This window comes from Tenacibaculum profundicola (assembly GCF_057220795.1).
In genome coordinates this window covers 3,703,857-3,728,898 of the sequence record NZ_CM170137.1, presented here as the reverse complement: position 1 = coordinate 3,728,898, position 25,042 = coordinate 3,703,857, and the positions used below count along the sequence as shown (strand labels likewise).

General features: G+C 32.4%; 28 protein-coding genes. 11 read left to right on the top strand and 17 right to left on the bottom strand.

The features are described from left to right. Positions 1-1,025 precede the first annotated feature (1,025 nt). The 6 genes from AC2TDS_RS15285 to AC2TDS_RS15260 all read left to right on the top strand — a co-directional run bounded on the left by AC2TDS_RS15285 (position 1,026) and on the right by AC2TDS_RS15260 (position 7,132). Positions 1,026-1,211 carry a hypothetical protein gene (locus AC2TDS_RS15285; protein WP_484736447.1) on the top strand — a complete coding sequence of 62 codons (186 nt, stop codon included), beginning with the start codon at positions 1,026-1,028 and terminating at the stop codon, positions 1,209-1,211. Positions 1,212-1,450: 239 nt separating this feature from the next. Then, entirely contained in the window at positions 1,451-2,419 is a 969-nt protein-coding gene (locus AC2TDS_RS15280; protein WP_484736446.1) for an ATP-grasp domain-containing protein, read from the top strand. Then, positions 2,416-2,595: a hypothetical protein gene (locus AC2TDS_RS15275; RefSeq protein ID WP_484736445.1), complete on the top strand. Its 180-nt coding sequence runs from the start codon at positions 2,416-2,418 to the stop codon at positions 2,593-2,595. Before AC2TDS_RS15280 ends, AC2TDS_RS15275 begins: the two co-directional genes overlap by 4 nt. A 2-nt stretch (positions 2,596-2,597) precedes the next feature. Further along, the gene (locus AC2TDS_RS15270) at positions 2,598-3,530 is read left to right on the top strand and encodes a hypothetical protein (protein ID WP_484736444.1); all 933 of its coding nucleotides are present in this window, start codon (positions 2,598-2,600) and stop codon (positions 3,528-3,530) included. Positions 3,531-3,570: 40 nt separating this feature from the next. After that, positions 3,571-5,775 (top strand): peptidase domain-containing ABC transporter, encoded by a 2,205-nt coding sequence (locus AC2TDS_RS15265; protein WP_484736443.1) that lies wholly within the window; start codon positions 3,571-3,573, stop codon positions 5,773-5,775. Continuing rightward, a complete protein-coding gene (locus tag AC2TDS_RS15260) occupies positions 5,768-7,132 on the top strand; it encodes an HlyD family secretion protein (protein ID WP_484736442.1) in 1,365 nt (454 codons plus the stop codon). The genes AC2TDS_RS15265 and AC2TDS_RS15260 overlap by 8 nt, the downstream gene beginning before the upstream one ends. 264 nt (positions 7,133-7,396) lie before the next feature. Here AC2TDS_RS15260 and AC2TDS_RS15255 read toward each other — a convergent pair whose 3' ends face one another. Further along, positions 7,397-8,137, bottom strand: coding sequence for a TrmH family RNA methyltransferase (locus AC2TDS_RS15255; protein WP_484736441.1), 741 nt, complete (start codon positions 8,135-8,137; stop codon positions 7,397-7,399). Positions 8,138-8,208: 71 nt separating this feature from the next. On the opposite strand from AC2TDS_RS15255, the gene tamL reads away from it, so the two are divergent. From tamL to accD, 3 genes are all read left to right on the top strand, one after another. Then, positions 8,209-10,689: a translocation and assembly module lipoprotein TamL gene (gene tamL, locus AC2TDS_RS15250; protein ID WP_484736440.1), complete on the top strand. Its 2,481-nt coding sequence runs from the start codon at positions 8,209-8,211 to the stop codon at positions 10,687-10,689. Between the two features lie 89 nt (positions 10,690-10,778). Further along, positions 10,779-11,837 carry a class II fructose-bisphosphate aldolase gene (gene fbaA, locus AC2TDS_RS15245; RefSeq protein WP_484736439.1) on the top strand — a complete coding sequence of 353 codons (1,059 nt, stop codon included), beginning with the start codon at positions 10,779-10,781 and terminating at the stop codon, positions 11,835-11,837. A gap of 107 nt (positions 11,838-11,944) precedes the next feature. Beyond that, positions 11,945-12,802, top strand: coding sequence for an acetyl-CoA carboxylase, carboxyltransferase subunit beta (accD, locus tag AC2TDS_RS15240; protein WP_484736438.1), 858 nt, complete (start codon positions 11,945-11,947; stop codon positions 12,800-12,802). Between the two features lie 102 nt (positions 12,803-12,904). Here the strand turns inward: accD and AC2TDS_RS15235 are convergent, their stop codons facing one another. From AC2TDS_RS15235 to AC2TDS_RS15160, 16 genes are all read right to left on the bottom strand, one after another. Beyond that, positions 12,905-13,453: a 3'-5' exonuclease gene (locus tag AC2TDS_RS15235; protein ID WP_484736437.1), complete on the bottom strand. Its 549-nt coding sequence runs from the start codon at positions 13,451-13,453 to the stop codon at positions 12,905-12,907. 117 nt (positions 13,454-13,570) lie between these two features. After that, positions 13,571-14,152, bottom strand: a complete 582-nt coding sequence (locus AC2TDS_RS15230) for an REP-associated tyrosine transposase (protein ID WP_484736436.1) — start codon at positions 14,150-14,152, stop codon at positions 13,571-13,573. Between the two features lie 542 nt (positions 14,153-14,694). Beyond that, positions 14,695-15,129, bottom strand: a complete 435-nt coding sequence (locus AC2TDS_RS15225; protein ID WP_484736435.1) for an SMI1/KNR4 family protein — start codon at positions 15,127-15,129, stop codon at positions 14,695-14,697. 10 nt (positions 15,130-15,139) lie between these two features. Further along, complete coding sequence (locus tag AC2TDS_RS15220; protein ID WP_484736434.1) at positions 15,140-15,274, bottom strand: hypothetical protein; 135 nt, start codon at positions 15,272-15,274, stop codon at positions 15,140-15,142. Between the two features lie 99 nt (positions 15,275-15,373). Then, positions 15,374-15,658 carry a hypothetical protein gene (locus AC2TDS_RS15215; RefSeq protein ID WP_484736433.1) on the bottom strand — a complete coding sequence of 95 codons (285 nt, stop codon included), beginning with the start codon at positions 15,656-15,658 and terminating at the stop codon, positions 15,374-15,376. A 215-nt stretch (positions 15,659-15,873) separates the two neighbouring features. Beyond that, entirely contained in the window at positions 15,874-16,455 is a 582-nt protein-coding gene (locus AC2TDS_RS15210) for an REP-associated tyrosine transposase (RefSeq protein ID WP_484736432.1), read from the bottom strand. A 98-nt stretch (positions 16,456-16,553) separates the two neighbouring features. After that, positions 16,554-16,688, bottom strand: a complete 135-nt coding sequence (locus AC2TDS_RS15205; protein WP_484736431.1) for a hypothetical protein — start codon at positions 16,686-16,688, stop codon at positions 16,554-16,556. A 29-nt stretch (positions 16,689-16,717) separates the two neighbouring features. Continuing rightward, positions 16,718-17,455, bottom strand: coding sequence for a hypothetical protein (locus AC2TDS_RS15200; protein WP_484736430.1), 738 nt, complete (start codon positions 17,453-17,455; stop codon positions 16,718-16,720). Between the two features lie 127 nt (positions 17,456-17,582). Further along, positions 17,583-17,945 (bottom strand): transposase, encoded by a 363-nt coding sequence (locus tag AC2TDS_RS15195; protein ID WP_484736429.1) that lies wholly within the window; start codon positions 17,943-17,945, stop codon positions 17,583-17,585. Between the two features lie 170 nt (positions 17,946-18,115). Next, positions 18,116-18,898 carry a hypothetical protein gene (locus AC2TDS_RS15190; RefSeq protein WP_484736428.1) on the bottom strand — a complete coding sequence of 261 codons (783 nt, stop codon included), beginning with the start codon at positions 18,896-18,898 and terminating at the stop codon, positions 18,116-18,118. A gap of 21 nt (positions 18,899-18,919) precedes the next feature. Then, positions 18,920-20,077, bottom strand: a complete 1,158-nt coding sequence (locus AC2TDS_RS15185) for a hypothetical protein (protein WP_484736427.1) — start codon at positions 20,075-20,077, stop codon at positions 18,920-18,922. Positions 20,078-20,118: 41 nt separating this feature from the next. After that, positions 20,119-20,262, bottom strand: coding sequence for a hypothetical protein (locus AC2TDS_RS15180; protein WP_484736426.1), 144 nt, complete (start codon positions 20,260-20,262; stop codon positions 20,119-20,121). A 47-nt stretch (positions 20,263-20,309) separates the two neighbouring features. After that, on the bottom strand, positions 20,310-20,891 hold the full coding sequence (locus AC2TDS_RS15175) for an REP-associated tyrosine transposase (RefSeq protein WP_484736425.1): 582 nt from the start codon (positions 20,889-20,891) through the stop codon (positions 20,310-20,312). A 235-nt stretch (positions 20,892-21,126) separates the two neighbouring features. After that, positions 21,127-21,282 (bottom strand): hypothetical protein, encoded by a 156-nt coding sequence (locus AC2TDS_RS15170; RefSeq protein WP_484736424.1) that lies wholly within the window; start codon positions 21,280-21,282, stop codon positions 21,127-21,129. 40 nt (positions 21,283-21,322) lie between these two features. Further along, positions 21,323-22,795 (bottom strand): hypothetical protein, encoded by a 1,473-nt coding sequence (locus AC2TDS_RS15165; protein WP_484736423.1) that lies wholly within the window; start codon positions 22,793-22,795, stop codon positions 21,323-21,325. Positions 22,796-22,816: 21 nt separating this feature from the next. After that, positions 22,817-23,371: a hypothetical protein gene (locus AC2TDS_RS15160; protein WP_484736422.1), complete on the bottom strand. Its 555-nt coding sequence runs from the start codon at positions 23,369-23,371 to the stop codon at positions 22,817-22,819. Positions 23,372-24,395: 1,024 nt separating this feature from the next. On the opposite strand from AC2TDS_RS15160, the gene AC2TDS_RS15155 reads away from it, so the two are divergent. Together AC2TDS_RS15155 and rpsO are read left to right on the top strand one after the other, a co-directional pair. Then, entirely contained in the window at positions 24,396-24,593 is a 198-nt protein-coding gene (locus AC2TDS_RS15155; RefSeq protein WP_484736421.1) for a hypothetical protein, read from the top strand. A gap of 119 nt (positions 24,594-24,712) precedes the next feature. Beyond that, a complete protein-coding gene (rpsO, locus tag AC2TDS_RS15150; RefSeq protein WP_484736420.1) occupies positions 24,713-24,982 on the top strand; it encodes a 30S ribosomal protein S15 in 270 nt (89 codons plus the stop codon). Positions 24,983-25,042: the final 60 nt, after the last annotated feature.

Genomic DNA, 25,042 nt, shown 5'->3' with positions numbered 1-25,042 from the left:
CGAGCTTTTACTTCTGATAAAGAGACTTGTACACTCTTAATACGATTTACAGATACATATTTCGTATATAGGTATTGAATTATTTTAAGTTAGTTTAAGGCATATAACATTAGCATAGCCAAGCTATGGTTAAGTTTTATAACGCAAAAACAGCTACAAAAGAAATAATAGATATGCGAAATAGTTATTTGTAAATTGTATAAAACATCTTTATACCTGTTCTTAGGTAAAATTATACCGTTTTACCTAAGTGTTTTATTCTATTATACCTATTCTTAGATAAAGCTATACAACCATATACCTGTAACCTATGTACTAACTATAGGTCGACATGTACCATAACAACTATAGTTGGTAAATTAACATCCTGATGTTAATTTACCATAATAAAACGTCCTTTTTCCTTTCTATTTCAATATAAAGAAAAAAACACTCATTTTCTTTTACAGTAAATTCAAACAATAATTGGTATAAGGCCTACTTTCCTTAAGCTTTCTCCGATAACATTTGAAAATCAAAAGCGTCTAAGACAACATCATTGATAAAGTTTTATATGCCAGTAGGTATAATTCTATGATTTCTTCAAAAAAAGATATACTGATGGGTAACAAAAATAGCTAGTAGACACTTCACTATAACATCGATAACATAGAAAAATTTAAAATCATGATAAAAGTAACCTTATTTGAAACCCTAAACAACCATGTGATGGAACTCATAAAATGAGGTACAGCTACCTCTAACGTAAAAAAAAGGAATGCCTGATGTTATTAATCTTGACGATAAAGATAATGAGAATATTACTCTCCCTAAAGGAACAACCATTTCAAATAGTAATATAGCAAGTACTATGAGACCATAACCGTTAAAATTATGTGCTGGTACACATAAACTACAAATCGTAGGATGACTAATTACCAGATTAGCTATACTACGTTATCATAGATCTGTAGGTAACCGAAAATGCAGATAATATCGATACAATAAGACTATAAAAGAGTAGGTAACGAATAAATCAAATATTCATGAAATCTTTTAAAAAATTTACAAACGAAAAAACAACCTTAAACAATGTTCAAGGAGGGATACCAAATTATGAAGTAACTCAAGGCCAAAATCCAGATGGTACTATTACATCAGATTTAGCTGGTAGATGTTTTGGAAACAACCCCAATAATGGTACTTATTATGATGTATACAGAAGTAGATAACTGAACATCGTGATTAACTTGTTAACCACCGTTTTCAACAACGGTGGTTTTCCATCTATATAAAACTTATACCATTTACAGATTAAAATTACCGTAATAAAACGCCTTTTTTGCTTTTTTATTCAGTAGAAAAAGAAACCATAAACTACGGGTACATATAATTTTTATAAAGAAAAAAACATCATTGTCTTTTACCCTAATTTCAAACCATAAATGGTATTACTAACAATTATTACGTAATGAAAACACCAGAGATTCTTATCATTTCATCTGAAAAAGATAGTAATTATAAAGCTATTACTGAATGGCTTTCCTTTTTTAATGCGAACTTTTTTTGTATCAATAATTACAGAGATGTTATAAGTATCGATGATTATGATATGCAATCAAAAAAACTTGTGCTGACCGTTAGCAGTAATATTGAACAACATACAATATCTCTTGAAAATTTAAAAACAGTTTTTATCAGAAATGGAGCCTTAAAATTTAAAGTTAACCCCATCTCCAAATACGCACAACATCAAGAAGCTATACAAGATTACGTGTATCATTACGAAAAAACATTAGATGGTTTTCTAGAATATTTTCTCCTACAGAACTTCAATGTTATTGGTTTATGGCGTCATGCTTTTATAAACAAACTCATTGTTTTAGAAGAAGCCATTAAAGTGGGATTTAAAATTCCTGACACTTATTTAAAAACAACTGTAAATACGCTAGACACAGACAACTCTTACATCTCTAAAACGCTTGGAGCGCCTTTAATCATTGAATCTGAAACACAAAAATTCATGACTTATACAGATAGAGTGAACGCTACCCTGTACGAAAACAATATAATGACATCACTTGTTCAAAAAGAAATCAAAAAATTATTTGAAGTACGTGTATTTGTGTTTTTAAAAAAAGTGTATGCAATGGCTATTTTTTCTCAGATGAATAAAGAGTCTGCTGTTGATTATCGTGTTTATAACAATGAAAATCCATATTTAGACGAACCTTATAACATCCCAGAATTTTTAAAGACTAAAATTTTTGAATTAATGAATGTTTTAAAACTAAACACAGGATCTTTTGACTTTATGTATACAAACGAGGGAGAATATTATTTTCTAGAAGTCAATCCTATTGGTCAATTTGGATATTTAGGAAGCGTTTGTGGTGTTAATCTGGATAAAGTCATCGCCAAAGAAATCATCAACTTATGAAAAACATTGAAGACTATAAAAAAACGATGCGTGAAAGCGAATTTCCTGCTGACGTTCTTAATGTAAAATCATTTCCAAAAAAGAATTTTAAAAAAAGAGAGAACAAGCTATTTTACTCAAAAATTAGCAGAGCTCATTGGAGTTATTTTATTGTTCCTAATAAAAAAATCATTTAATTATGTATGGAATCTCGAGCACTATTACATTCACTGAAGGACATCTAAAAAGTATTCTGGCTAATCTCAAAAGCGGAGATATATTTCACATTGACAATTCAGAAACGCACGAAATCAATCAACTGATTAGACAACGATTTTTCCATAAAAACGAGGTGTCTACATCGCTATTTCAATTTTTGTTTGAACATCGGATGATCTATAAAATTCATTCGAATATTACTGAGTTTTTCCCTCCTCAAAAACGACGCTATGAATCTAGGCACCGTATAGAGTATTTAATTTTAGACTATTCTACCTCTTCCAGTTTACAAAAAGCACTCGAAATTTGTTCGTACTTTAAAATCCCGAACCTAGTACTGCTATTACAAGTAGATATCATCAATCACTTAAACACCCAATTAGAAAGCACTTCATATCCAGAATCTGTTACCATAATAACAGACAACGAAGCACTTCTTAAAAAAAAGAATAACTTCCGTGTTCTGGTATCTAAAAAAGACCATAGACCCTTTGTAAATAGAGATGCCATGGAACTAAACCATCATTTATTTATTGAATCGCACTTTTATCACAACTACTTTCACAAAAAACTATGTATCACAATAAATGGTAATATTAAAAATACGCCCGAATCACAAGAATCGTTTGGTAACATCAATGATTCCCATTTAATAAAAACGGTTGAAAAAGCAATTACTAATCCAAAATTTCAAAAATACTGGAATATACATAAAGACGTATGTGAAGTTTGTAAAAGCTGTGAATTTAGATATATGTGTGTGGACAATCGAATTCCTTATAAACGAACGAATGATGAATGGTATCATAAAGCCACATGTGATTACAATCCTTTCATTGCGAAATGGAAAGACGAAAAAGGGTATGCTGCTTATGAAAGATTACTAAAACCAGAAAAAACACCTCTTTTATAATCTCATTTTACCAAATAACCCAAAAACCAATAGCCAATCAATGAGTAAATTCCCATTTTATAAACAACCTGATCAAATGGACTGCGGTCCAACTTGTTTACGTATGCTAGCCAAGTTTTACGGAAGAAATATCTCTTTAACCAAACTTCGCACGCTATCAGAAACAACCAGACAAGGTAGTAGTTTGCGAAATATTGCTGATTCTGCTGAAAAAATTGGGTTTAGAACACTGGGTGTTAAAATTGACTTTCAAAAACTAGAAAAAGAAGCCCCTCTACCTTGTATTGTACATTGGGATCAAACGCATTTCGTAATTGTATATGCCATAAAGAAGGACATTGTTTTTGTGGCAGATCCGGGTCATGGGTTATTAAAGTTCAATTCTAAGGATTTTCTTGGGCATTGGATTGACCTCAGTGCAACTAAAACAACCAAAGAAGGAATTGCATTGCTTATAGAACCTACACCGAAGCTACGTCAAACTGAAGAGGATGATACTCTTGAGTCCAGTAAAGGCTTCGCTTTTTTGTACCGCTATTTATTTCGGTATAAAAGCTATTTATTTCAACTCATCATAGGTTTATTAGCTGGTAGTTTATTACAATTGATATTCCCTTTTTTAACCCAAAGCATTGTCGATGTCGGAATTCAAAATCAAGACATCAATTTTATTTACCTTGTTTTAATTGCACAATTATTCTTATTTATCGGTAAAATTGGCATCGAATTCATAAGAAGCTGGATATTGCTGCATCTCAGTACTCGTATCAATATTTCGCTAGTATCTGACTTTTTTATCAAACTTATGAATCTCCCGATTGCTTTCTTCGATTCGAAGATGACAGGTGATATTATGCAACGCATCAATGATCATCAACGTATTGAGAGGTTGCTCACCAGTACATCATTGAGCGTTTTATTTTCAATGTTTAACCTGATCATATTTGGTGGGGTGTTGGCTTGGTACAACATAAATATATTTATAATTTTCTTTATAGGAAGTATTGTTTACTTTACCTGGATACTACTTTTCTTAAAAAAACGAAAAGATCTAGATTATAAGCGTTTTTCACAAATGGGTGATGAACAAAGTAAAATTATGGAACTCATTAACGGGATGCAAGAAATAAAACTTTGCAATGCCGAACGTCAAAAAAGATGGAGCTGGGAATATTTACAAGCACGATTGTTTAAGATAGAAATAAAAAGTTTAACCCTTGAGCAAACTCAAAATATAGGGTCCAATTTTATTAATGAATTTAAAAATATTTTAATCACCATTTTTTCGGCTAAACTCGTTATTGACGGTCAACTTACCCTTGGAATGATGTTATCAATTTCATATATTATTGGTCAACTTAACAGTCCTATATTAAAAATTATAGGCTTTATACACTCAGCACAAGATGCCAAGATTGCACTAGAGAGGTTATCAGAAATTCATAATAAAGACAACGAAGAAGACCCAAATGAACCTAGAGTTTATGAAATACCCAACAACGGTGCCCTTACTTTAAAAAATGTTCACTTTAAATACAAAGGGAGCTTTGAAGAAGTACTAAAAGGAATAAACCTAGTTATCCCTGCCAATAAAGTCACCGCCATTGTTGGTGCTAGTGGAAGTGGTAAAACTACTTTGATGAAATTACTCTTAAAATTTTATCCTCCATGCCAAGGAGAACTGACTATTGGTCAACATCAACTCCATACACTTTCACACGAAACCTGGAGAGCTTGCAGTGGTGTTGTTATGCAAGATGGATATATATTTAATGACACTATTGCTAACAACATTGCCGTTGGAGAAGATTTTGTTGATCAACAAAAATTAAAAAAAGCAGTAGAAATAGCCAATATAAAAGATTATATAGACACGTTACCTTTAGGTTTCAATACTAAAATTGGTATGGAAGGACTTGGTTTAAGTGGTGGACAAAAACAACGGTTATTTATTGCTAGAGCGATTTACAAAAACCCTCAGTATATATTTTTCGATGAAGCTACTAGCGCATTAGATGCTAACAACGAAAAGATTATCATGGGTAACCTCAACAATTTTTTTAAAGAACGAACCGCTATTGTCATTGCACATCGATTAAGTACCGTTAAAAATGCTGATCAAATTGTGGTACTTAACGATGGGAAAATTATTGAAATAGGAAACCATTATCAGCTCATAGAAGCAAAAGGTAGTTATTACAATTTAGTGAAAAATCAACTAGAATTAGAACGATTACATGCATAACAACCATAAAACATCATCAGACATTAAACAACACGAATCTCCCATAAAAGAAACTTCTTCTCAAAAGAGTCACACAAAAAGACACGAAGTTCAAATTCGGAGTGAAGAAGTTCAAGAAATACTATCACGTACCCCTCAATGGATGGTACGCTGGGGAATAACTTTAATTTTTGGCATCATTTTGATGTTATTATTATTATCATGGTTCATAAAATACCCAGACATTATTTCTTCTGAAGCGCTTATTACTACGAAAATTCCACCCCAAAAAGAGTTCGCTAAAGTACACGGGAAGTTTGACACCATTTTTGTAAAAAACAATCAAAAAGTAACTAAAAACCAGCCTTTAGCTATCATAGAGAATACCGCCAATTATAGTGATATGTTCTTTTTAAAATCTATCATAGATACGATACACATAAGCAAAACTTCATTTCAATTTCCAATAAATACAATTCCTATGTTGTTTTTAGGTGATGTAGAATCAAGTTTTTCTTCATTTGAAACCCATTACCTTCAATATATTCTAAATAAAGAACTCCAACCTTTTTCAAACGAAACCCTCACCAACAAAATTTCTATTGCCGAAATGCATAGAAGACTAAACAACTTACAAACGCAAAAAGAATTAAATACCAAAGAATTAGAATTCAAACAAAAAGATCTAGAAAGAAGTAAAACACTTTTTAACAAAGGTGTGATTTCCGAAAAAAATTACGAAACCAAGCAGTTGGAATATTTACAATCAACAAGAAATTTTCAAAACATCAACGCATCCATCTCTCAACTGAGAGGAGCTATTCATACTAGTAACAAAACATTAAAAAGCACCGAAATTTCTCGAATACGAGAAGAAATGAAACTACTTAAAAATGTACTTCAATCATTCAATCAATTAAAAAAAAGTATTAAAAATTGGGAAATGAATTATGTTCTTTCGTCAAAAATAAATGGTACTGTATCATTCTTAAATTATTGGAATAAAAACCAAACAGTGAATCAAGGAGACCTATTGTTTACCATTATCCCCAGTAAAACCTCTTCTTTAATAGCTAAACTCAAAACTCCAGCTCAAAATTTAGGTAAAATTGAAATTGGTCAAAAAGTAAATATTCGATTACAAAATTACCCAAGTCATGAATTTGGTGTCATTAAAGGAAACGTAACCAATATTTCAGAAATATCAAATAAAGATGGATTTTATATTATCAATGCCTCACTGCCTAAAAAACTAATAACCTCCTATCAAAAGAAAATAGCCTTCAAACAAGAAATGCGTGGAACCGCTGATATCGTTACAGAAGATCTGCGTCTTATGCAACGCTTTTTTTATCAGTTTAATAAAATTCTAAATTAACTACTGCTACTGTTATAATGCTCCATTTTAACATAATACTACTCTATCCTTTCTTTTTCTAATCAAAAGGAAAGGTGTTTTATTACATAATTTTAAGTTGTCAATGGTTATGACCTTGAGTTCTATTTATATGACTTGTTCAAAAACTTTATCAATAGTGAGATTTCATTTAACCCCGAATTATAAATAGCCCTTCAACCCCAAGTCTAACCACAGAAAATCAAAATTAACCGAACGTATAAACACATAGGTATCAAGTTATAATTACTGCACCCCTCTTTTAAACTCACTCAATAAAATAGCGGTAGCCGTAGCAACGTTTAAACTTTCCGTTTCTTGAATTTTTCCAAAACGAGGAATCGCTAGTGTATTTTTAATACTATTTTTAATTTCTTCTGATATTCCGTTAGCTTCATTTCCCATAACAATTATGGCTTTTTCTGGCAACGAGCTTTTGTAAACATTTTCTCCATCCATATCGGCGGTAAACACGGGTAAATCAGTATCCTTTAAAAACTCAGGCAAATCCGTGTATGTTATTTGCACTCTTCCTAAGGACCCCATGGTCGCTTGAACTACCTTTTGGTTATAACAATCAACAGTGTTTTTCGAGCACACCAATTGCGCCACACCAAACCAATCGCATAAACGAATAATAGTACCGAGGTTTCCAGGATCGTTAACACCATCTAAGGCCACTATAAAATGGTTCATAGAAACAAGTGCGTCTTCCGCTATTTTAAAAAGCGCCAAAACCTTATTAGGTGCTTTTAGCGTACTTATTTTTTTTAATTCAAATTCAGAGACAACAACAACATCATCAGTCGACATGGTTTTAAAACGCAATGATTCATCGGAACAAAATATCCGATATACCTCTAAATTAGAAGCTAATAATTCATTTACCACTTTAATTCCTTCCGCAACAAATAATTTATGCTTCTGCCTATACTTTTTTTGTTGTAAACTAGTTATTAGTTTTATATTGTTTTTAGATAAGCTCATTAAATTATATTTAACGCTTTAAACCACCAAAAAAATAGTATTTTTGATAATTAATATGCGGCGTAAAGTTAATGAAAAAACTTTCTTTTTATTTCTTATTGTTGGTTCTATTCAATTCTTGTAGTACGATAAAATACGTTAAAGAAAACGAACTACTCCTCACAAAAAACACGCTCTATGTTGATAGTGTAAAAACATCGAATGAAAAATTAAATGAACTCTTAATACAACGTCCAAACGTTAAAACCTTAGGCTTGCCTTTGGCCCTATCTTTTTACAACATAGGAAATCCTGACGGCCCAAAAACGCCCAGTGAATGGGGAGAGAAGCACCCTAAAACCTATTCTTTTTTTAAAAAAACGTTTTCAGAAAAACAAAGTATCTCTGTTGCCAAGTCTGCTATTAAATTTAACAATTGGTTTCTCCAAAGCGGGCAAGCTCCCATTATTATCGATGATAAAAAAACAAAAAACACTTTAAAAAACTTAAAAACATACTATCAAAACCAAGGCTACTTTAAAACGAAAATCACTTCTCAAAAAGATACCATAGCCTTTAAAAAAGGAAAAATTACCTATCATATAAATAAAGGAGCTCCTTTATTTTTAGACACCATCTATCGAGAAATTAAATCTCCGGTTTTAGATTCTATTTACAAACTAAACAAGCACCAACGCTTTCTAGAAACCAAACAACGATATCAAGATCAGAATTTTATTAACGAAGCAAATAGACTTACTAAATTATTCAGGAATAGTGGTATTTTCCATTTTGTTAAAAATGAGAGTATTGCTTTTTATGTAGTGGATACGACACGTCTTAAAACCAATGTTGAGCTTGTCATTTCAGATCGCATCGTCGAGAAAAACGGAAAATATGTATCAAAACCATACAAAGTTCAAAAAATAAAAAAAATCAATATTCTTACTGATTACTCCTATAACTTAAAAGATACCCCATACAAAGATTCAACGACTTATAAAGGTGTTCAGTTTTTTGCTCATAAAAAATTAAGGTACAATCCAAAATTCCTGTCACAATCATTATTTATCAAACCGAACAGTATTTACAGTGACACCTTACGAAACTTAACAAGAACGCACCTTAGAGGTTTAAAAAACTTTAAATCAACTTCTATTCGTTTTCAAGAGCTAAACGATCACGAATTAGAGGCAAACATTTTTTTAACCCCCATTGAAAAATATACCTTAGGATTTGATACCGAACTATCACGCTCTAACATTCGAAATTTCGATATCTCTGGGAAATTTTCTCTTATCAATAGAAACACATTCAAAGGTGCTGAAATTTTTAAAATATCTGCCCTTGGTTCTTATTTTAACTCTAACAACGGCCCTGGTTGGGAAATTGGAGCAGATGTTTCGCTTGAAGTACCACGTTTTATGGCACCATTTGGTTTCCATAAACTGGTTCCCAAAAGAATGTTTCCTAAAACAAAATTCTACGCTGGAACCAATATTCAAAAAAACATAGGGTTAGACAAACAAAATATCACGGTAGGAATCGATTATAAATGGAAGTTTGATTCTCAAAAAACAATTCAATTAGAATTGTTAAACGCACAATATATACGTAACTTGAATGTACAGAATTATTTTTCTATTTACAATTCTGAGTACAACAAACTTAAAGGCATTTACAACCTATTCAACCCCAGCGGTGATTTTCCAGAAAACACAATTGACAATTTTTATTCCATAGCAAATAGCGTAGCAGAAATACTTGAAAGTGAATCATTTCCGAACTCAAACCCTTCGGCATATTTACAAACGTTTAACAGTTATAATAGATATTTAATTATCACCTCTGATTTCTTAATTCCTGAAATAGCCTATAGCTTCACTTTTAATAATCAACAAAACAGTAAAGATCAAAGTTTTTCTTATTTTAAAATTCGTATTGCTAACTCAGGCAATATCATGGGTGTTTTATCTAGGCAAACTAATAGTTTAGATCAAAAAACCGTTTTTAAAATTCCGGTCGCTCAATATTTTAAAACGGATATTGAATATAAAAAATATTGGAGTTTAGGAGGGAACTCTGTACTGGCTCATCGAACGTTTTTAGGAGCTATTATTACCTACAACGACTCAGGTATTCCTTTTTCTAGAAGTTATTTTGCTGGTGGGTCAAATGATATCAGAGCATGGAGAACCTATGATCTTGGACCAGGAACAAGATCTCCTGGATTAGAGTATAATATTGGAAGTTTAAAGTTTTTAACTAGTTTTGAGTACAGGTTTGATGTATTAGCTTCTTTAAAAGGAGCGTTGTTTGTTGATGCTGGAAATATTTGGGATATTAACAATACAAACTTTGCTGATTCTTCTGAAAAACTTAATAGTTTTGAGTCACTAAAAGATATGGCTGTGGGCGGTGGTTTTGGCCTAAGGTATGACCTCAAGTTTTTAGTCGCTCGCCTTGATTTAGGATTCAAAATGCGTGAGCCATACCGGGTAAACAATCCGTGGTTTAAGAACTTTAATTTCTCTAGTTCAGTACTAAACATAGGTATCAATTATCCTTTTTAACAAAAACGTTATCGTAAAAAAATTCATCATACTTGGTTAAAAAAGTGTAGATTTGTCAATCAAAACAACCAAAAATAAAAAACAAAACAATGATAAAAGCTGGAGTTGCCACTGGTAAAGAAGTTCAAGAAATTTTTAAATTAGCAAAAGAAAAAAGCTTTGCATTACCCGCAGTAAATGTTGTAGGATCTAACACTATCAACACTGTTTTAGAAGCTGCAAAAGAACTAAACTCACCTGTAATTATTCAATTTTCAAATGGGGGTGCGCAATTCAATGCTGGTAAAGGATTATCGAATGAAAACCAAAAAGCAGCAATAGCAGGGGCAGTTGCTGGGGCAAAACACATACATTTATTAGCGGAAGCTTATGGCATTCCTGTAATATTACACACTGATCATGCTGCTAAAAAATTATTGCCTTGGATTGATGGTTTATTAGATGCTAGTGAGCAATTTTTTGCAGAAACAGGAAAGTCTCTATACAGTTCTCATATGATTGATTTAAGTGAAGAACCCATAGAAGAAAATATTGAAATTTGTAAAAAATACCTCTCTCGTATGAGTAAGATGGGTATGACCTTAGAAATTGAATTAGGAATTACTGGTGGTGAAGAAGATGGTGTTGACAATACTGATATTGATAGTTCAAAATTATATACACAACCAGAAGAAGTTGCCTATGCCTATGAAGAGCTAATGAAAATAAGCGACCAGTTTACCATAGCTGCTGCTTTCGGTAACGTTCATGGGGTGTATAAACCTGGAAATGTAAAATTGACTCCAAAAATATTAAAAAACTCTCAAGAGTATATTTCTAAAAAATACGAGGTACCACATAACACTATTGACTTTGTATTTCACGGAGGATCAGGCTCTACGCTAGAAGAAATTCGTGAAGCTATAAGTTATGGAGTTATCAAAATGAATATAGATACTGACCTTCAATATGCATTTACTGAAGGTATTCGTGATTATATCACAGAAAAATCCGCATATTTGCAATCTCAAATAGGTAACCCTGAAGGAAATGATATTCCTAACAAAAAATATTATGATCCTAGAAAGTGGTTACGTGAAGGAGAACAAACATTTAAAGCAAGATTAAAAAAGGCTTTTGAAGATTTAAATAATGTAAACACATTATAATCAAGTGCCCTTTTTAATAGTGATTAAGAGAAACTATTTACCCGATTACAAAAAATTACTGAAGAAGAAAACCAAATACTAATAACAATTACAAAAGGCAAATTATTATGGCTTGGTTTAAACGTAAAGACAAAGGAATTCAAACTCCTACAGAAGAAAAAAAAGACACACCTAAAGGCTTGTGGTATAAAACCCCTAGCGGAAAGGTAATCGATACGGAAGAATTAAAAAAGAACCTGTATGTGAGTCCGGAAGATGGATATCACGTACGTATTGGTAGCAAGGAATACTTTGAGTTATTCTTTGACAACAATGAATTTGAAGAATTGAACCCGAAATTAACGGCTAAGGATCCTTTAAAATTTGAAGACACAAAAAAGTACCCTGAGCGTTTAAAAGAAGCTCAAAAGAAAACAGGCTTGAAAGATGCTGTTCGAACAGCTATCGGAAAGTCTATGGGTAAAGACCTGGTTGTGGCGTCAATGGATTTTGCCTTTATTGGTGGTTCTATGGGAAGTGTTGTTGGAGAAAAAATAGCACGAGCTATTGATTACTCTATCAGTAATAACATTCCTTTCTTAATGGTCTCAAAATCGGGAGGAGCCCGTATGATGGAAGCATCCTTATCATTAATGCAATTGGTTAAAACTTCGGCTAAACTAGCTCAACTAGCAGATGCAAAAATACCGTACATCTCATTATGTACGGATCCTACTACAGGAGGAACTACGGCTTCATTTGCTATGTTAGGTGACATTAATATTGCAGAACCAAATGCTTTAATTGCTTTTGCAGGCCCTCGTGTTGTAAAAGATACTACTGGTAAAGAATTGCCAGAAGGCTTCCAACGCTCTGAGTTTGTTTTAGAACACGGGTTCTTGGATGCGATTTACGAAAGAAAAAATTTAAAAAAACAGATTAATTTGTATATAGACTTGATACAAAACCAACCTATAAGAGCATAAATGAAAAGCCAGCCTATAACCGCTGGCTTTTTTTATTTTTATTTTGCAATTGGCAATACAACTGCTTTTACAATTTTTACTTTCTACCTTACTAATAGTAGTTTAGCTATTTAAAATCCATTGAAGAATTTTTGCAATATTTTTTGCGTCATCCACTCCTCGGTGGTGGGTTCCTTCTAATGTCAGGTTCAGTATTTCTAAAGCTCCTGCCATTCCTTGTTCACGTGCTAGTTTTTTTTTCAATGCAAATACCGATTTCACATTGATATGAGATGGTCCAAAAGGGTATCCTCTGTTCAGTGCCACACACTGACGCTGAAACATTTTTAAATCATAGGCTCCGTAACTGGCCCATACCCTGCTTTGGCTGTCATATTCCTTTTTTAATATGCGAAGGGCTTCCTGAAAGGGAATTCCTTCTTTTGCCACCATTTCTGGTGTTAGTGTGGTTAGTTCTGTACAAAAGTTACTTACTTCTGAACGTTCTGGACTTACAATTATACCTCGGTTATCTGTTATTTCACCTGTGTTTACATCTAATAAGCATACCCCTATTTCAATAATATCACTTTCCATACCTGCCGGAGGAGCACCCTCCCAACAAGTGGCTTCAATATCTACTACTACTATTTTATCTAGTTTCTTCGCCATTTTTTATACTTTTTACTTTTTCTTGTGTTTCTTTTTATAGCTCCGAAAAGCCTCCTGACTTAACGACAATTCCCCCTCTGTTACCCTCTGCTAGCCCCCGCTACCGCTAGTCTGTGACTAGTGGCGTACTTGATTAATAAGTCCATATAAAAGCCCATCATTATCTATTTCCAATACTGTTTGATCTTCCGCATAATTTCTAGCACTACTATATTTCCAATCTACGGGGTTGGTTACAAAACCACTCGATACTGGATTATTATGTATATAATCTATCTTTTGTTGTATTACTTCATTTGTCCATAATTCTATTGGTTTATTATGTTGTTGCCAAAATTGTCTATTGGTTACTGTTGCATTCTTCTTACCTGCTTTTTCAAACATCCAAAGCATCCATTCTTTTCTGCTTTCTTGAGGGTTTTCTTCTATAGCCTTTATTACTTTTTTTGCTGTAAACTTTTTAAAATCTCTTAGCAATCCCGACGGATTATCACTCCCTGATCGAAAAATAAAATGAATATGACTAGGCATAAAACAATAGGCATATACTTCCATTTGTTTGTTTGCTCTGCAATAAGAAACACTCTCTGAAAGAATGGTATAATACGCTTCCCTAACAAAAACATCTATCCAATATACTGTGGCAAAACTCACAAAATACAATCCCGAACTGTTATGAAATTTATAGTTTCTACTCATTTTCTGTTTTCTTAATCCATCTCTTTTTATTAATCTTTTCTTTTATTGTTTATACTTTATCTTATATCCTCTAAATGCTAAAACTAACTATCCCTGAGCTACGTTGATGCCACTAGTCACAGACTAGCGGGAGCGGGGGTGATCTTTTCTTTTATTGTTTATGCTTTATCTTACATCCTCTAAATGCTAAAACTAACTATCCCTGAGCTACGTTGATGCCACTAGTCGCAGACTAGCGGTAGCGGGGGCTTTTTATTCATCTTTTCTTTTCTTGTTTATGCTTTATTTTATATCCTCTAAATTCTAAACTTAACTATCCCTGAGCTACGTTGATGCCACTAGTCACAGACTAGCGGGAGCGGGGGCTTTTTATTCATCTTTTCTTTTATTGTTTATGCTTTATTTTATATCCTCTAAATTCTAAACTTAACTAACCCTGAGCTACGTTGATGCCACTAGTCACAGACTAGCGGGAGCGGGGGTATCGTCTGTGCTACCTTCATTACTAGCTCTAAGCTTAAATTCAAATACCATTGTTTTTATTAATCATCTACTTCGATAAAATCTTCTAAGAATTGACTAAAGTTAGGAGACATGTTTATAATGTCTCCTTCGGAAAACATTACTTCAATATTTCCATAAGTTTCATTATTTTCAAGAGACATTAATATTGTACCACCTCCTCTCGTTCTGCCTATTGGTATATAATTACTAGGCAAAGCAGAACTTAAAGCATTCATTTTGTTTAAAATCGTACTTTTACTATGACTAATAGGGTATAAACCTAGTAAGCCATAATCAGAATGTTCTGGAAAATTGACATGTTCCAAATTATATTGATGTACTCCTCCCCCATTCCAATTAAGCATGTGTTGCTTATAATCGTCTGGTAATACCTTTCCTATTTGTGTTTCAAAATCACTTATATCAGCTGGCGATGGTTTTTGATTTGTTTTTAAATAAAATTCAATAATCATGTTTTACTTTTTAATTATTAATAATATAATCTAAAAATTTATTATATAAATTATGATTCCCTGTATGTGTTTTCGTTACTAAATGGATATCGTCAGCTGCTAACTGCAATCTTCCTTCAATAAAACCATCAGGATTAAAAGTCATATCAGTTCTCCACTTTTTCTTATCTGTAATTCATTTAAATCTCTCATATTTTAAAAGTTCAAAAAAATTATTCTTCATCAGGTATTTCCTCCAAACCATCTATAAAAGCCTCAAAAGATGGAGCAAGATAAGTCGGTTCATCATCACTTTGATAAATGTAATAAATCTTAAAATCGTTTTTACCAATACAATAAAATCCCCCCCCCACTCAGCAAAAGGATATAAATTAGATGTAATATTATCTACAAGCTCAGGATGTTCCAATATTGAGCGAACACTTGGTACTTTACCATCTCTTACGCCTAGAGGTGTGATTTCTCCAATTCGATAAAAATCTTCAATGGAGTGTCCAAAGTTTAAAGCTCCACCGTCATAACTATCCACACGAGCCCCCCCCATTTTTAAATAGTATAAATTCTTTATAGGACTGTGGTAAAGTAAGATTATACTCTATTAAAAAGGCTTCATACTGCTCTTCAGTAAGCTGTTCCCCATTTCTCCTCAATTGTAATTCATTTAAATCTCTCATATCTTAACTATAATAATTAATTTATAACTTCAATAATTCGTTGAGTCCCCCCGCTACCGCTAGTCTGTGACTAGTGGCGTACTTGATTAATAAGTCCATATAAAAGTCCATCATTATCTATTTCCAATACTGTTTGATCTTCCGCATAATTTCTAGCACTACTATATTTCCAATCTACGGGGTTGGTTACAAAACCACTCGATACTGGATTATTATGTATATAATCTATCTTTTGTTGTATTACTTCATTTGTCCATAATTCTATTGGTTTATTATGTTGTTGCCAAAATTGTCTATTGGTTACTGTTGCATTCTTCTTACCTGCTTTTTCAAACATCCAAAGCATCCATTCTTTTCGGCTTTCTTGAGGGTTTTCTTCTATAGCCTCTATTACTTTTTTTGCTGTAAACTTTTTAAAATCTCTTAGCAGTCCCGACGGATTATCAATCCCTGATCGAAAAATAAAATGAATATGACTAGGCATAAAACAATAGGCATATACTTCCATTTGTTTGTTTGCTCTGCAATAAGAAACACTCTCTGAAAGAATGGTATAATACGCTTCCCTAACAAAAACATCTATCCAATATACTGTGGCAAAACTCACAAAATACAATCCCGAACTGTTATGAAATTTATAGTTTCTACTCATTTTCTGTTTTCTTAATCCATCTCTTTTTGTTAATCTTTTATTTTATTGTTTATACTTTATCTTATATTCTCTAAATGCTAAGCCTAACTTTCCCTGAGCTACTTTGATGCCACTAGTCGCAGACTAGCGGTAGCGGGGGTATTTGGTTGCAATTCCTTTTCATCACCTGAACTACATGATAATAAACTGGTTATAATAATAAAACTTGCTAGTATTCTTTTTACTTTTTTCATTCTTAATTAGTTTGATTTATTATTTATTTCTATAATTTTTTGTTCGTTTTTTTAACCAGTTTTGGTAAACGTTTGTTTAAATCTTTTAGTAAACGCTCCATAGCACTTTCGCACATAGGCAATAGTTTTTTTGGCTCTATCACTGGAATTCCTGCAACCATAGCTCCTGTTTTTTTAGATTGTGCACTTTCATTGATCGCTAAAATTTGTTTTCCTTCATTATTCAAAAGTGCTATTCTAGCATATACTCTCATTTTTACACTACCTGTTCCGCCAATTCCAAAACCTTTTACCAAATCAAAATGAATTCTAACGTACATAGTTCCGTTGGCTTTATCTTTGAAAATAGCTGTCATCGCTTTTTCACCATCAGTTTTAAACCAAGATTCACTGATATATTTATAACCATCGTAAATCTCATAATTGTCAAGCATTACAGCTCGTTCTTCAATCTTACTCAAGTCATAGTTTTTATAGGCTTCATTTTCTAAAACTTCTTGTTCTCTCAACAATTCGAATGGAAATTTTTTCGAGTATTCATTAAAAAATTTGTGATGAAATTTTTCTAAAATAGGTTTAAGATTAAAGTCTGGACTGTTTTTTAAATCGGCAATTTTGGTGGCTAGTATTTCGTTTCCTTTTCCTACAAGGTCACTAAATCCAATCATTTTATCAGAATAAAAGGTAACTACGGCTACTTTTTTTTCTTGTGCTATTAATATTACACTAAACAATAATGCAATTAGAAATGTTAGTTGTTTTTTCATAATTTTTAGTTGTCTTTTTGTTTTTTATAGTTGATTTAAATTTTTCTAATTAGTTGTTGCCCCCTCTGTTACAACACTCTGGTGCTCGTTTGTAACGAGTACCCCCTATTACTGCAGCCCAACAAGCCTACCATAAAGCATTTACATTAACATGACTCATTTCTTTGTTATCTTCTTCATAAACTGCATAACTACTATTTACCCAATCGCTTTCATGGTAGATAAATCCTGCTGTTTTTGGATTATTATGTATGTAGTTTACTCGCTGTTCTATTTTCGTAATAGTATCTAAAAGTACTGGATGGAAACCGTCTTGCCATACTTTATAATTCTTTGCTCTTTGGGTTCTTTTTGCCTCATATCTAAACTTGTTTAATAACCATTCTCTTCTGCTTTCACGGTGTTCTTTTATTATTTTTATTAATTCTTTTGCCGTAAATTTTTTAAAATCTCTTACTATATTTTGTAACTCTTCCGTTACTGAGGACACAATTTTAAGGTTATAAAAGTGGGCTTGGAACTATCTATTATTTTGTATTTCTCTGACATTGCTTTTCTTTTAATTTTTATTGGCGTTGCAAACGCTATCTAGGTTAGTCACTCGTTATAAACGAGCGCCAGTGGGGTATACTATTATCCCTTAATATTTCTGGTAATTTTTTACCCTATTTTTATTTTTATCAGGACTATTAACCCTATAATATTTAAAGGCAATAACCACCAAATCCATTTGGTATTATTGTTGCCAAATACGGTTTCGGTGATAAAACCATCCATTTTAGTATAAAGCTTAGTACTTGCCTCGGCTTTATTTCCTGTAACAATATCTTCTTTTAACTCTGTAAGCATTCCTACCAGCGGAATTTTATTAAGAATTAACACAATGCCCTTTCTTAAAAAACTAGGCAGTCCGCTATAAGTTTGGTGTACTGTTTTTCCTAAATCTATCGCTTTTGAAAATTGTTGGGAGTTTAGGTTTACTTTTCCATCAAAAACAGCTTCGGTTTTGTCTACTAGTAAATCCGTTAATTTTTTAAACAAGTTGGCTAGGTTTTCATAAATTACACGAATGGTATCTATAACAACGTACTGGTAGGTTTTATAACTTGCAAAAACAGTCAGTGCTACACCAATTATAAATACTAAAAACACAAATGCTAATTTTCCAAAAGCAAAACCCGAGCTAAAAAGTGTGGCTAAAGCATAAAAAAACAGTATTGTATTGCAAGCCCCAAATAAAAACAACACGGTAAAAAAGCGCTTTACACTGTTTACACCAAACTTACCGCCGTTTTTGATTAATTGCCATGGGCTATTGAGTAACTTTAAAAGCTGTGCTGTGTTTTCTTCTTTTTCAGGAGAATTGTTATATGTTATCTCAAAATCTTTTTCTGAGTTATCTCCTACTTGATAGGTACCTGAAAAGGTTTGTTTTTCTTTCATAATTTTTTATTAATTGGTGCCTTATTCTTTCTCTTCTTTATAATATTCAAGTATTCTTTTTCCTGTACCGAAAGGTTTTTTACTATCTTTTAAATACACGAAAAACCCCGTCCAATTATCGTATTCATCATATCCAAAGTATTCAAAACGATACCAAAGGTGTACCGTTTTGCCATCGTTTTCAAAGGTGGTTACTTTAGCTACTTCTCCTTTTTTATTGAATTCTAAATCATTAATCAATTTAAAATGATTTCCATATACAAAAGTTGCCCATTTTCTTTTCCATATTAAATTGTTTTGCTCGTTGTATTTATATTCTTCTTTTGCAACTATTCTTCTTTTACTTTTATCTTCATCGGTATATAAGCGAAATGACGTTAAATTACCTCTCTCATCATAAGTATATGCTTCAAAAGGAGTTTTATACCCTGTATCATAAAATTCAGCATCATGGTCAGGAAAATATGGCACATGAGCCAGCTCACTATAGTTTTTACTGATTAATTGGTTCTTTTCATTATAATTATAAGTTGCCTTAAAGTTTAGAGTTTCTTTTTCAGCAATACCATCTAAGTTTCTATCCCACAAAGTTACCCCAATCTCTTGCGTTATCACTCCTTCACTATTTAGATTATAGCTATACGCTCTAGCTTGCATTTTTGCCGTACTATCTTTTTTTACATAAAAATGATAGGGTTGGTATGAATAATTGTTTAAATACACTCTATAAGGGTTAAATACATGTTTTTTTAAAGGAAACTGTTGCCTGTATTCTACCTTTTTCGTTACATCTTCTCTAAAATATTTTTCTATATATACATATATATTTCCGTCTTTATGTTTTACTACAGCAGAATCATAAGGAATAGAAAGATTCAATTGTCCTCTTAAAGGATGAAATTTAGTTGTAATACCGTATTTATCATATTCACGATAACCAAAATCCCCCACGGGTAACACACTAAAACCTGCCTTAAACATTTGTAAGCTATCTTTTGGTATTGTTTCCCAAGGTTTATAAAAATTACATACTTGGCGTTGCATGTTAATAGGTCCATTTAAATATTGCTCTTGCCAAGTATTTTTAAGATAACTAGCATACTTGCCTTTTTGTTGCTGGGAAGTACAAGAAGAAAATATGAGTAATGATAATAAACTAAAGGCCACCGTATGTTTCATATGTTTAGTTTTATAATAATGATACGTTATTTATCTGTTCATTAGCTAGGTAGGGTAATCATAGATTGACGAATACCTCTCGGTTTCGTATCCTCTCCATCAAAATCAATTAATGTTCCTAATTGCTCAAATAGGCTCTTTTCAGGATCAAGATCCTCCAAAGCTATGATGTTGTTTTTCTCCATAATTATGGGTCTAAATACCACCGCCCCCCGCTACCGCTAGTCTGTGACTAGTGGCGTACTTGATTAATAAGTCCATATAAAAGTCCATCATTATCTATTTCCAATACTGTTTGATCTTCCGCATAATTTCTAGCACTACTATATTTCCAATCTACGGGGTTGGTTACAAAACCACTCGATACTGGATTATTATGTATATAATCTATCTTTTGTTGTATTACTTCATTTCTCCATAATTCTATTGGTTTATTATGTTGTTGCCAAAATTGTCTATTGGTTACTGTTGCATTCTTCTTACCTGCTTTTTCAAACATCCAAAGCATCCATTCTTTTCTGCTTTCTTGAGGGTTTTCTTCTATAGCCTCTATTACTTTTTTTGCTGTAAACTTTTTAAAATCTCTTAGCAATCCCGACGGATTATCAATCCCTGATCGAAAAATAAAATGAATATGACTAGGCATAAAACAATAGGCATATACTTCCATTTGTTTGTTTGCTCTGCAATAAGAAACACTCTCTGAAAGAATGGTATAATACGCTTCCCTAACAAAAACATCTATCCAATATACTGTGGCAAAACTCACAAAATACAATCCCGAACTGTTATGAAATTTATAGTTTCTACTCATTTCTGTTTTCTTAATCCATCTCTTTTTGTTAATCTTTTATTTTATTGTTTATACTTTATCTTATATCCTCTAAATGCTAAACCTAACTAACCCTGAGCTACTTTGATGCCACTAGTCGCAGACTAGCGGGAGCGGGGGCTCTTTTTGTGGTTGTACAAAAACGGTTTCTTTGCATATAGCGTATACTGTTTTTTCACCAGTGAACGATATGGTACTTGTGGTTCTAAACTCACTTTCAGAAATAACTCCAAAAACGCTGATTTTCTGTTTGAGTAAAATTGGCATCTTCCACGAAAAAATGTGATTTGGGTTGTAATAAAGGCATTACATTTTTGCCTTCTTGTGAACTCGTAAGTTCCTGGTATTGGTTGTTTTCAATTAATGTAGCCATAACTATTTTTTCTTTTTTACTTTCTTATTTTCTGCAATTTTTACTTACATGCAGCATATTCATCTACAATTTGAATTAAATTATTCTCTTTTTTCACGTCGAATGCGCCTTTTTGAATTTCTTTAGAAAGTTCAAGACATTCTTGTAAGTATACTGCCAATTTCTCCGCTAATTTTTCTTCCGATCGTTCGTCTAACATTTGACCTTTTTTGGCATGATCAATTTTTATAACATACTTTTCTTTCTCTACTGGGTCTTGTAACAACATGATGTTTTTCTTTTCTTTTACTAATTGATAATAGTAAGCGTTGTTAAACTTAAAAGAACCTATGTTTTGCATTTTTTTTCCCATTTCTCCTTTGGTTCTTATACCGTAGAAGCACTTTTCTTTTTTAGAGCTATCCACACAGAAATAATTATTGTTTTTTGCATCAAAGCTTTTTTGTCGCGGTCTTCCTTTTGCATTTTTGTAGTATACATATACTTTTTGTCCGTAACTATCTGGTCCGTATACTGGAAAATTATTACCTGTTTGATGAATATCTAATTTTTCAAATAGCACGGTAATGTCTCCTAGGTATTTTTGTCCCGATTTATCGATTACATAGCCTGATTGCTTGTATATATTTATACTATTTTCTTTTGCCAATGTCACCTTTGCCTTATACAGTTTGTTTTGTTTTATAGCTATTTGATGTTCTAATTTATATCCTTTGAGTAGTAGGCTAATAATGAGTTCTTGAAAAAAAGCATAATTGTCTTTGCTATAATAGCGTTTCGCTGAAAACTCAAAATTATTCCCATCCCATGTTTGTACTGGATAGTTTTTCGAGGCTATCTTTGCATGGGTCGTATTTAATAGAGCTACTTCATTACCATCTAAATCTACCACCTGTATTTTTGCTTCGAGTCTTGAAATAGGGTATACTCGAACCTGCCCTACGATACGCATTTTACCCCTTTGCGTAAACGTGATCGTTTTATTGCTTTGTACTTGTGGGTAATATTGATTTCGTATTTGTATTTCTCGTTGGGCATTCTCTGTGTCTTGTTGCTTGGATTTTACTACTATTGCTTGGTATTTTCCTTGCAAATCTTCTTGATTTTCTTTAAAAAGTTTGGCTATGGCTTCTTCTTTGATCCCTTTTTCTGTTAACACGTTATATTTTACAGCCAATAAATGAGAAATTATACGGCTTACCTTAAAGGAGGTTATCAACACTTCATATTCTAATTGTGCCTTTTGACTTCCGTCTGGCAACTTCACCTCTAAAAAGTGATATATTTCTTGCGTACCGTTAGAGGTACCTTTTAAACTAACTTCTAGCTTTCCTTCTCCTGCAAGTGTTGACAATAGATAATGATCTTGATAGGGTTCAGAAATTAAAGCTACTGGTTGTTTATTATACAGTACTTTTCCTTTTTTTACCTTAATGGTTTGTGCATAAACGGAGGACACCTCGCCTAGCCACAACCCTAAAAAAACAAGTGAACAAATGGTTTTACTTTTCATAATATGGTATCATAATCATTGTTAAAAATCGCATAATTCTAAGGTGAAATTCCCATTGATAGTGCTTCCTTTTTGCCCTGTTGCAATAATTCTGCCGCTAATTGTATCATTATTAAATTCTGTTATTTCCAATGTCCCGCAGGTAGCTAATTCTGCATCTGTATAATTGCTATTTGCGCTACTATCATAATGAATGGCATTAAAATTTAAGGTATTCTCTATAGTTCCTCCAGCGTCAGCGATGTCTGAAAAAGTAATGGTTTGTGGCTTTAGTTCCTTTAACCCAAACAAAATTTTAACTTCTCGAAGCTCTTCGCTAAAGGGATCAAGTTCAGGAAAAAGACAAGAGCCCCCAGTTGCTTGTTTTGTTCGAATAGCACAATGGTATTCTCCATTTGACAGTAAGGTATAGACACCTCCTTGGTTGGTAAAATCAAAGCCTTTTACGGTTCCTTTAGCTTCCTGATTTATAAAATCACCACAATTTTCTGAAGGGTTATTATCATCACCTGAACTACATGATAATAAACTGGTTATAATAATAAAACTTGCTAGTATTCTTTTTATCTTTTTCATTTTTAATTAGTTTATAGTGTTTCTACAATTTTTTCTATATTCCTTTTTATGTGATATTTCTCTTATTTTTTCGTTGTTATCATTCGTTTAGCTAGCCCCAACAGCCATGTACTATACCAACTGATAAACAACTCCTTAACCTCCGTAACCCCAAACCACCACCAAAAAACTATATTGATGATCCTACGTATTACTTTCACTAAACCCTACACCTATCTAGGCAGGAATTTAACACCTCTATACCAATACTGAAACCAAGTTAATCAACCACTAATTAGAACCTCTAAGGAGCCTTCGTGAAATCAACGTTGTTAGCCACTTTGCAAACACGTAAGTGTTATTATTCTATAAAAAATAAAATTTCATAATAGCAATATTTACTATACGCTTCGCAGACCAACATATATCTGGTAACCGTAACTATTCATAAACTTGTTTCGTAAAAAAAAGAAAAATTCCGATAGCAACATCAAAAGCATTCCTCCTTTTCCCTCTTAGCACCAGTAAGTTACAAATAAGTTTTATTTTTTTTGGGCTATTTTTATTTTTTTAAATAACTTTAACAGTATTCAACTAATTTTAACTATTTCCTGTTTTTTTTGTAAATATTAGGCTTAGAAAGCATGTACTACCATAAAATCTTGACTCCGCTGTATTGAAAATGGGTTTGATAATTTTTGTGATACACTATAAATATATAGCTAGGTTGTTTTACATACTGCTCTAGTAAAATCACATCATTTATGATGTTAATTTATAGATCGTACTTGTTAATGACAGATGCCGATCTACAAGTGATGCAATTTTAACGTTATATGGCCTCTACTACTTCGCTGTTATACTGCCGAGGATTATTTGAAACCTTTTAATCAGTGAAGCGAAATAAAAAAGTTACATCAAATTCCAATCCATATAAACAACAAGCATCACTGTAAGCAAATGGCTACGTCACTTTTTATACTACCATTTACCATTTGAAGATACGGCACCAATAGCATGATCATTGCATATATTCTCTATGGAAATGGGAAAAGAAGTAAAAGAAACAATGCCTAAAAATCAAAAGCCAGCGAATACGCTGGCTTTCTTTAGCCCCAAAAGACATCACCTCGATCGAAAAACCAAGGTAATTTTGTCAATATTGATAGTAGTAGTAGCTAGTATCTATAGTATTATCCTTTGGATCCTTTTAGTAAGACTGTTGTTTTTCAAAAAGGTTTAATCCGTTTCAAAAAAAATATTATTTTACAGTTCTAAGCTTCCTTAAAAAAAATCATTGTATATTTGCAGCTTCAATGTAAAAAACATTGAATACATAATAATCATTTAAATAATATTGGCATGTATTTAACAAAAGAAGTAAAACAAGAAATTTTTTCTAAACACGGAAAAGCGAACAATGACACTGGAACAGCAGAAGGACAGATCGCTTTATTCACATTTAGAATTAACCATCTAACTGGACACTTAAAAACAAATCGTAAAGATTATAACACCGAGCGTTCATTGGTTAAAATGGTAGGTAAACGTAGAAGTTTATTAGACTATTTAAAAAAGAAAGATATTAGCAGATATCGTGCAATTATCAAAGAATTAGGTATTAGAAAATAATCCTTTTAAGAGGCAGGAATTTCCTGCCTCTTTTTTATTGCTTTAAATTCAATAAATTTC

Coding starts and splice junctions, on each gene's coding strand:
- fbaA (WP_484736439.1), top strand. CDS start 10,779: ATGATAAAAGCTGGAGTTGCCACTGGTAAAGAAGTTCAAGAAATTTTT.
- AC2TDS_RS15280 (WP_484736446.1), top strand. CDS start 1,451: ATGAAAACACCAGAGATTCTTATCATTTCATCTGAAAAAGATAGTAAT.
- AC2TDS_RS15160 (WP_484736422.1), bottom strand. CDS start 23,371: ATGAAAAAGATAAAAAGAATACTAGCAAGTTTTATTATTATAACCAGT.
- AC2TDS_RS15260 (WP_484736442.1), top strand. CDS start 5,768: ATGCATAACAACCATAAAACATCATCAGACATTAAACAACACGAATCT.
- AC2TDS_RS15205 (WP_484736431.1), bottom strand. CDS start 16,688: ATGAAAAAAGTAAAAAGAATACTAGCAAGTTTTATTATTATAACCAGT.
- AC2TDS_RS15210 (WP_484736432.1), bottom strand. CDS start 16,455: ATGAGTAGAAACTATAAATTTCATAACAGTTCGGGATTGTATTTTGTG.
- AC2TDS_RS15265 (WP_484736443.1), top strand. CDS start 3,571: ATGAGTAAATTCCCATTTTATAAACAACCTGATCAAATGGACTGCGGT.
- AC2TDS_RS15275 (WP_484736445.1), top strand. CDS start 2,416: ATGAAAAACATTGAAGACTATAAAAAAACGATGCGTGAAAGCGAATTT.
- accD (WP_484736438.1), top strand. CDS start 11,945: ATGGCTTGGTTTAAACGTAAAGACAAAGGAATTCAAACTCCTACAGAA.
- AC2TDS_RS15255 (WP_484736441.1), bottom strand. CDS start 8,137: ATGAGCTTATCTAAAAACAATATAAAACTAATAACTAGTTTACAACAA.
- AC2TDS_RS15220 (WP_484736434.1), bottom strand. CDS start 15,274: ATGACTTTTAATCCTGATGGTTTTATTGAAGGAAGATTGCAGTTAGCA.
- AC2TDS_RS15155 (WP_484736421.1), top strand. CDS start 24,396: ATGGGAAAAGAAGTAAAAGAAACAATGCCTAAAAATCAAAAGCCAGCG.
- AC2TDS_RS15230 (WP_484736436.1), bottom strand. CDS start 14,152: ATGAGTAGAAACTATAAATTTCATAACAGTTCGGGATTGTATTTTGTG.
- AC2TDS_RS15175 (WP_484736425.1), bottom strand. CDS start 20,891: ATGAGTAGAAACTATAAATTTCATAACAGTTCGGGATTGTATTTTGTG.
- rpsO (WP_484736420.1), top strand. CDS start 24,713: ATGTATTTAACAAAAGAAGTAAAACAAGAAATTTTTTCTAAACACGGA.
- AC2TDS_RS15235 (WP_484736437.1), bottom strand. CDS start 13,453: ATGGCGAAGAAACTAGATAAAATAGTAGTAGTAGATATTGAAGCCACT.
- AC2TDS_RS15270 (WP_484736444.1), top strand. CDS start 2,598: ATGTATGGAATCTCGAGCACTATTACATTCACTGAAGGACATCTAAAA.
- AC2TDS_RS15190 (WP_484736428.1), bottom strand. CDS start 18,898: ATGAAAGAAAAACAAACCTTTTCAGGTACCTATCAAGTAGGAGATAAC.
- AC2TDS_RS15285 (WP_484736447.1), top strand. CDS start 1,026: ATGAAATCTTTTAAAAAATTTACAAACGAAAAAACAACCTTAAACAAT.
- AC2TDS_RS15200 (WP_484736430.1), bottom strand. CDS start 17,455: ATGAAAAAACAACTAACATTTCTAATTGCATTATTGTTTAGTGTAATA.
- tamL (WP_484736440.1), top strand. CDS start 8,209: ATGAAAAAACTTTCTTTTTATTTCTTATTGTTGGTTCTATTCAATTCT.
- AC2TDS_RS15165 (WP_484736423.1), bottom strand. CDS start 22,795: ATGAAAAGTAAAACCATTTGTTCACTTGTTTTTTTAGGGTTGTGGCTA.
- AC2TDS_RS15170 (WP_484736424.1), bottom strand. CDS start 21,282: ATGGCTACATTAATTGAAAACAACCAATACCAGGAACTTACGAGTTCA.
- AC2TDS_RS15225 (WP_484736435.1), bottom strand. CDS start 15,129: ATGATTATTGAATTTTATTTAAAAACAAATCAAAAACCATCGCCAGCT.
- AC2TDS_RS15180 (WP_484736426.1), bottom strand. CDS start 20,262: ATGGAGAAAAACAACATCATAGCTTTGGAGGATCTTGATCCTGAAAAG.
- AC2TDS_RS15185 (WP_484736427.1), bottom strand. CDS start 20,077: ATGAAACATACGGTGGCCTTTAGTTTATTATCATTACTCATATTTTCT.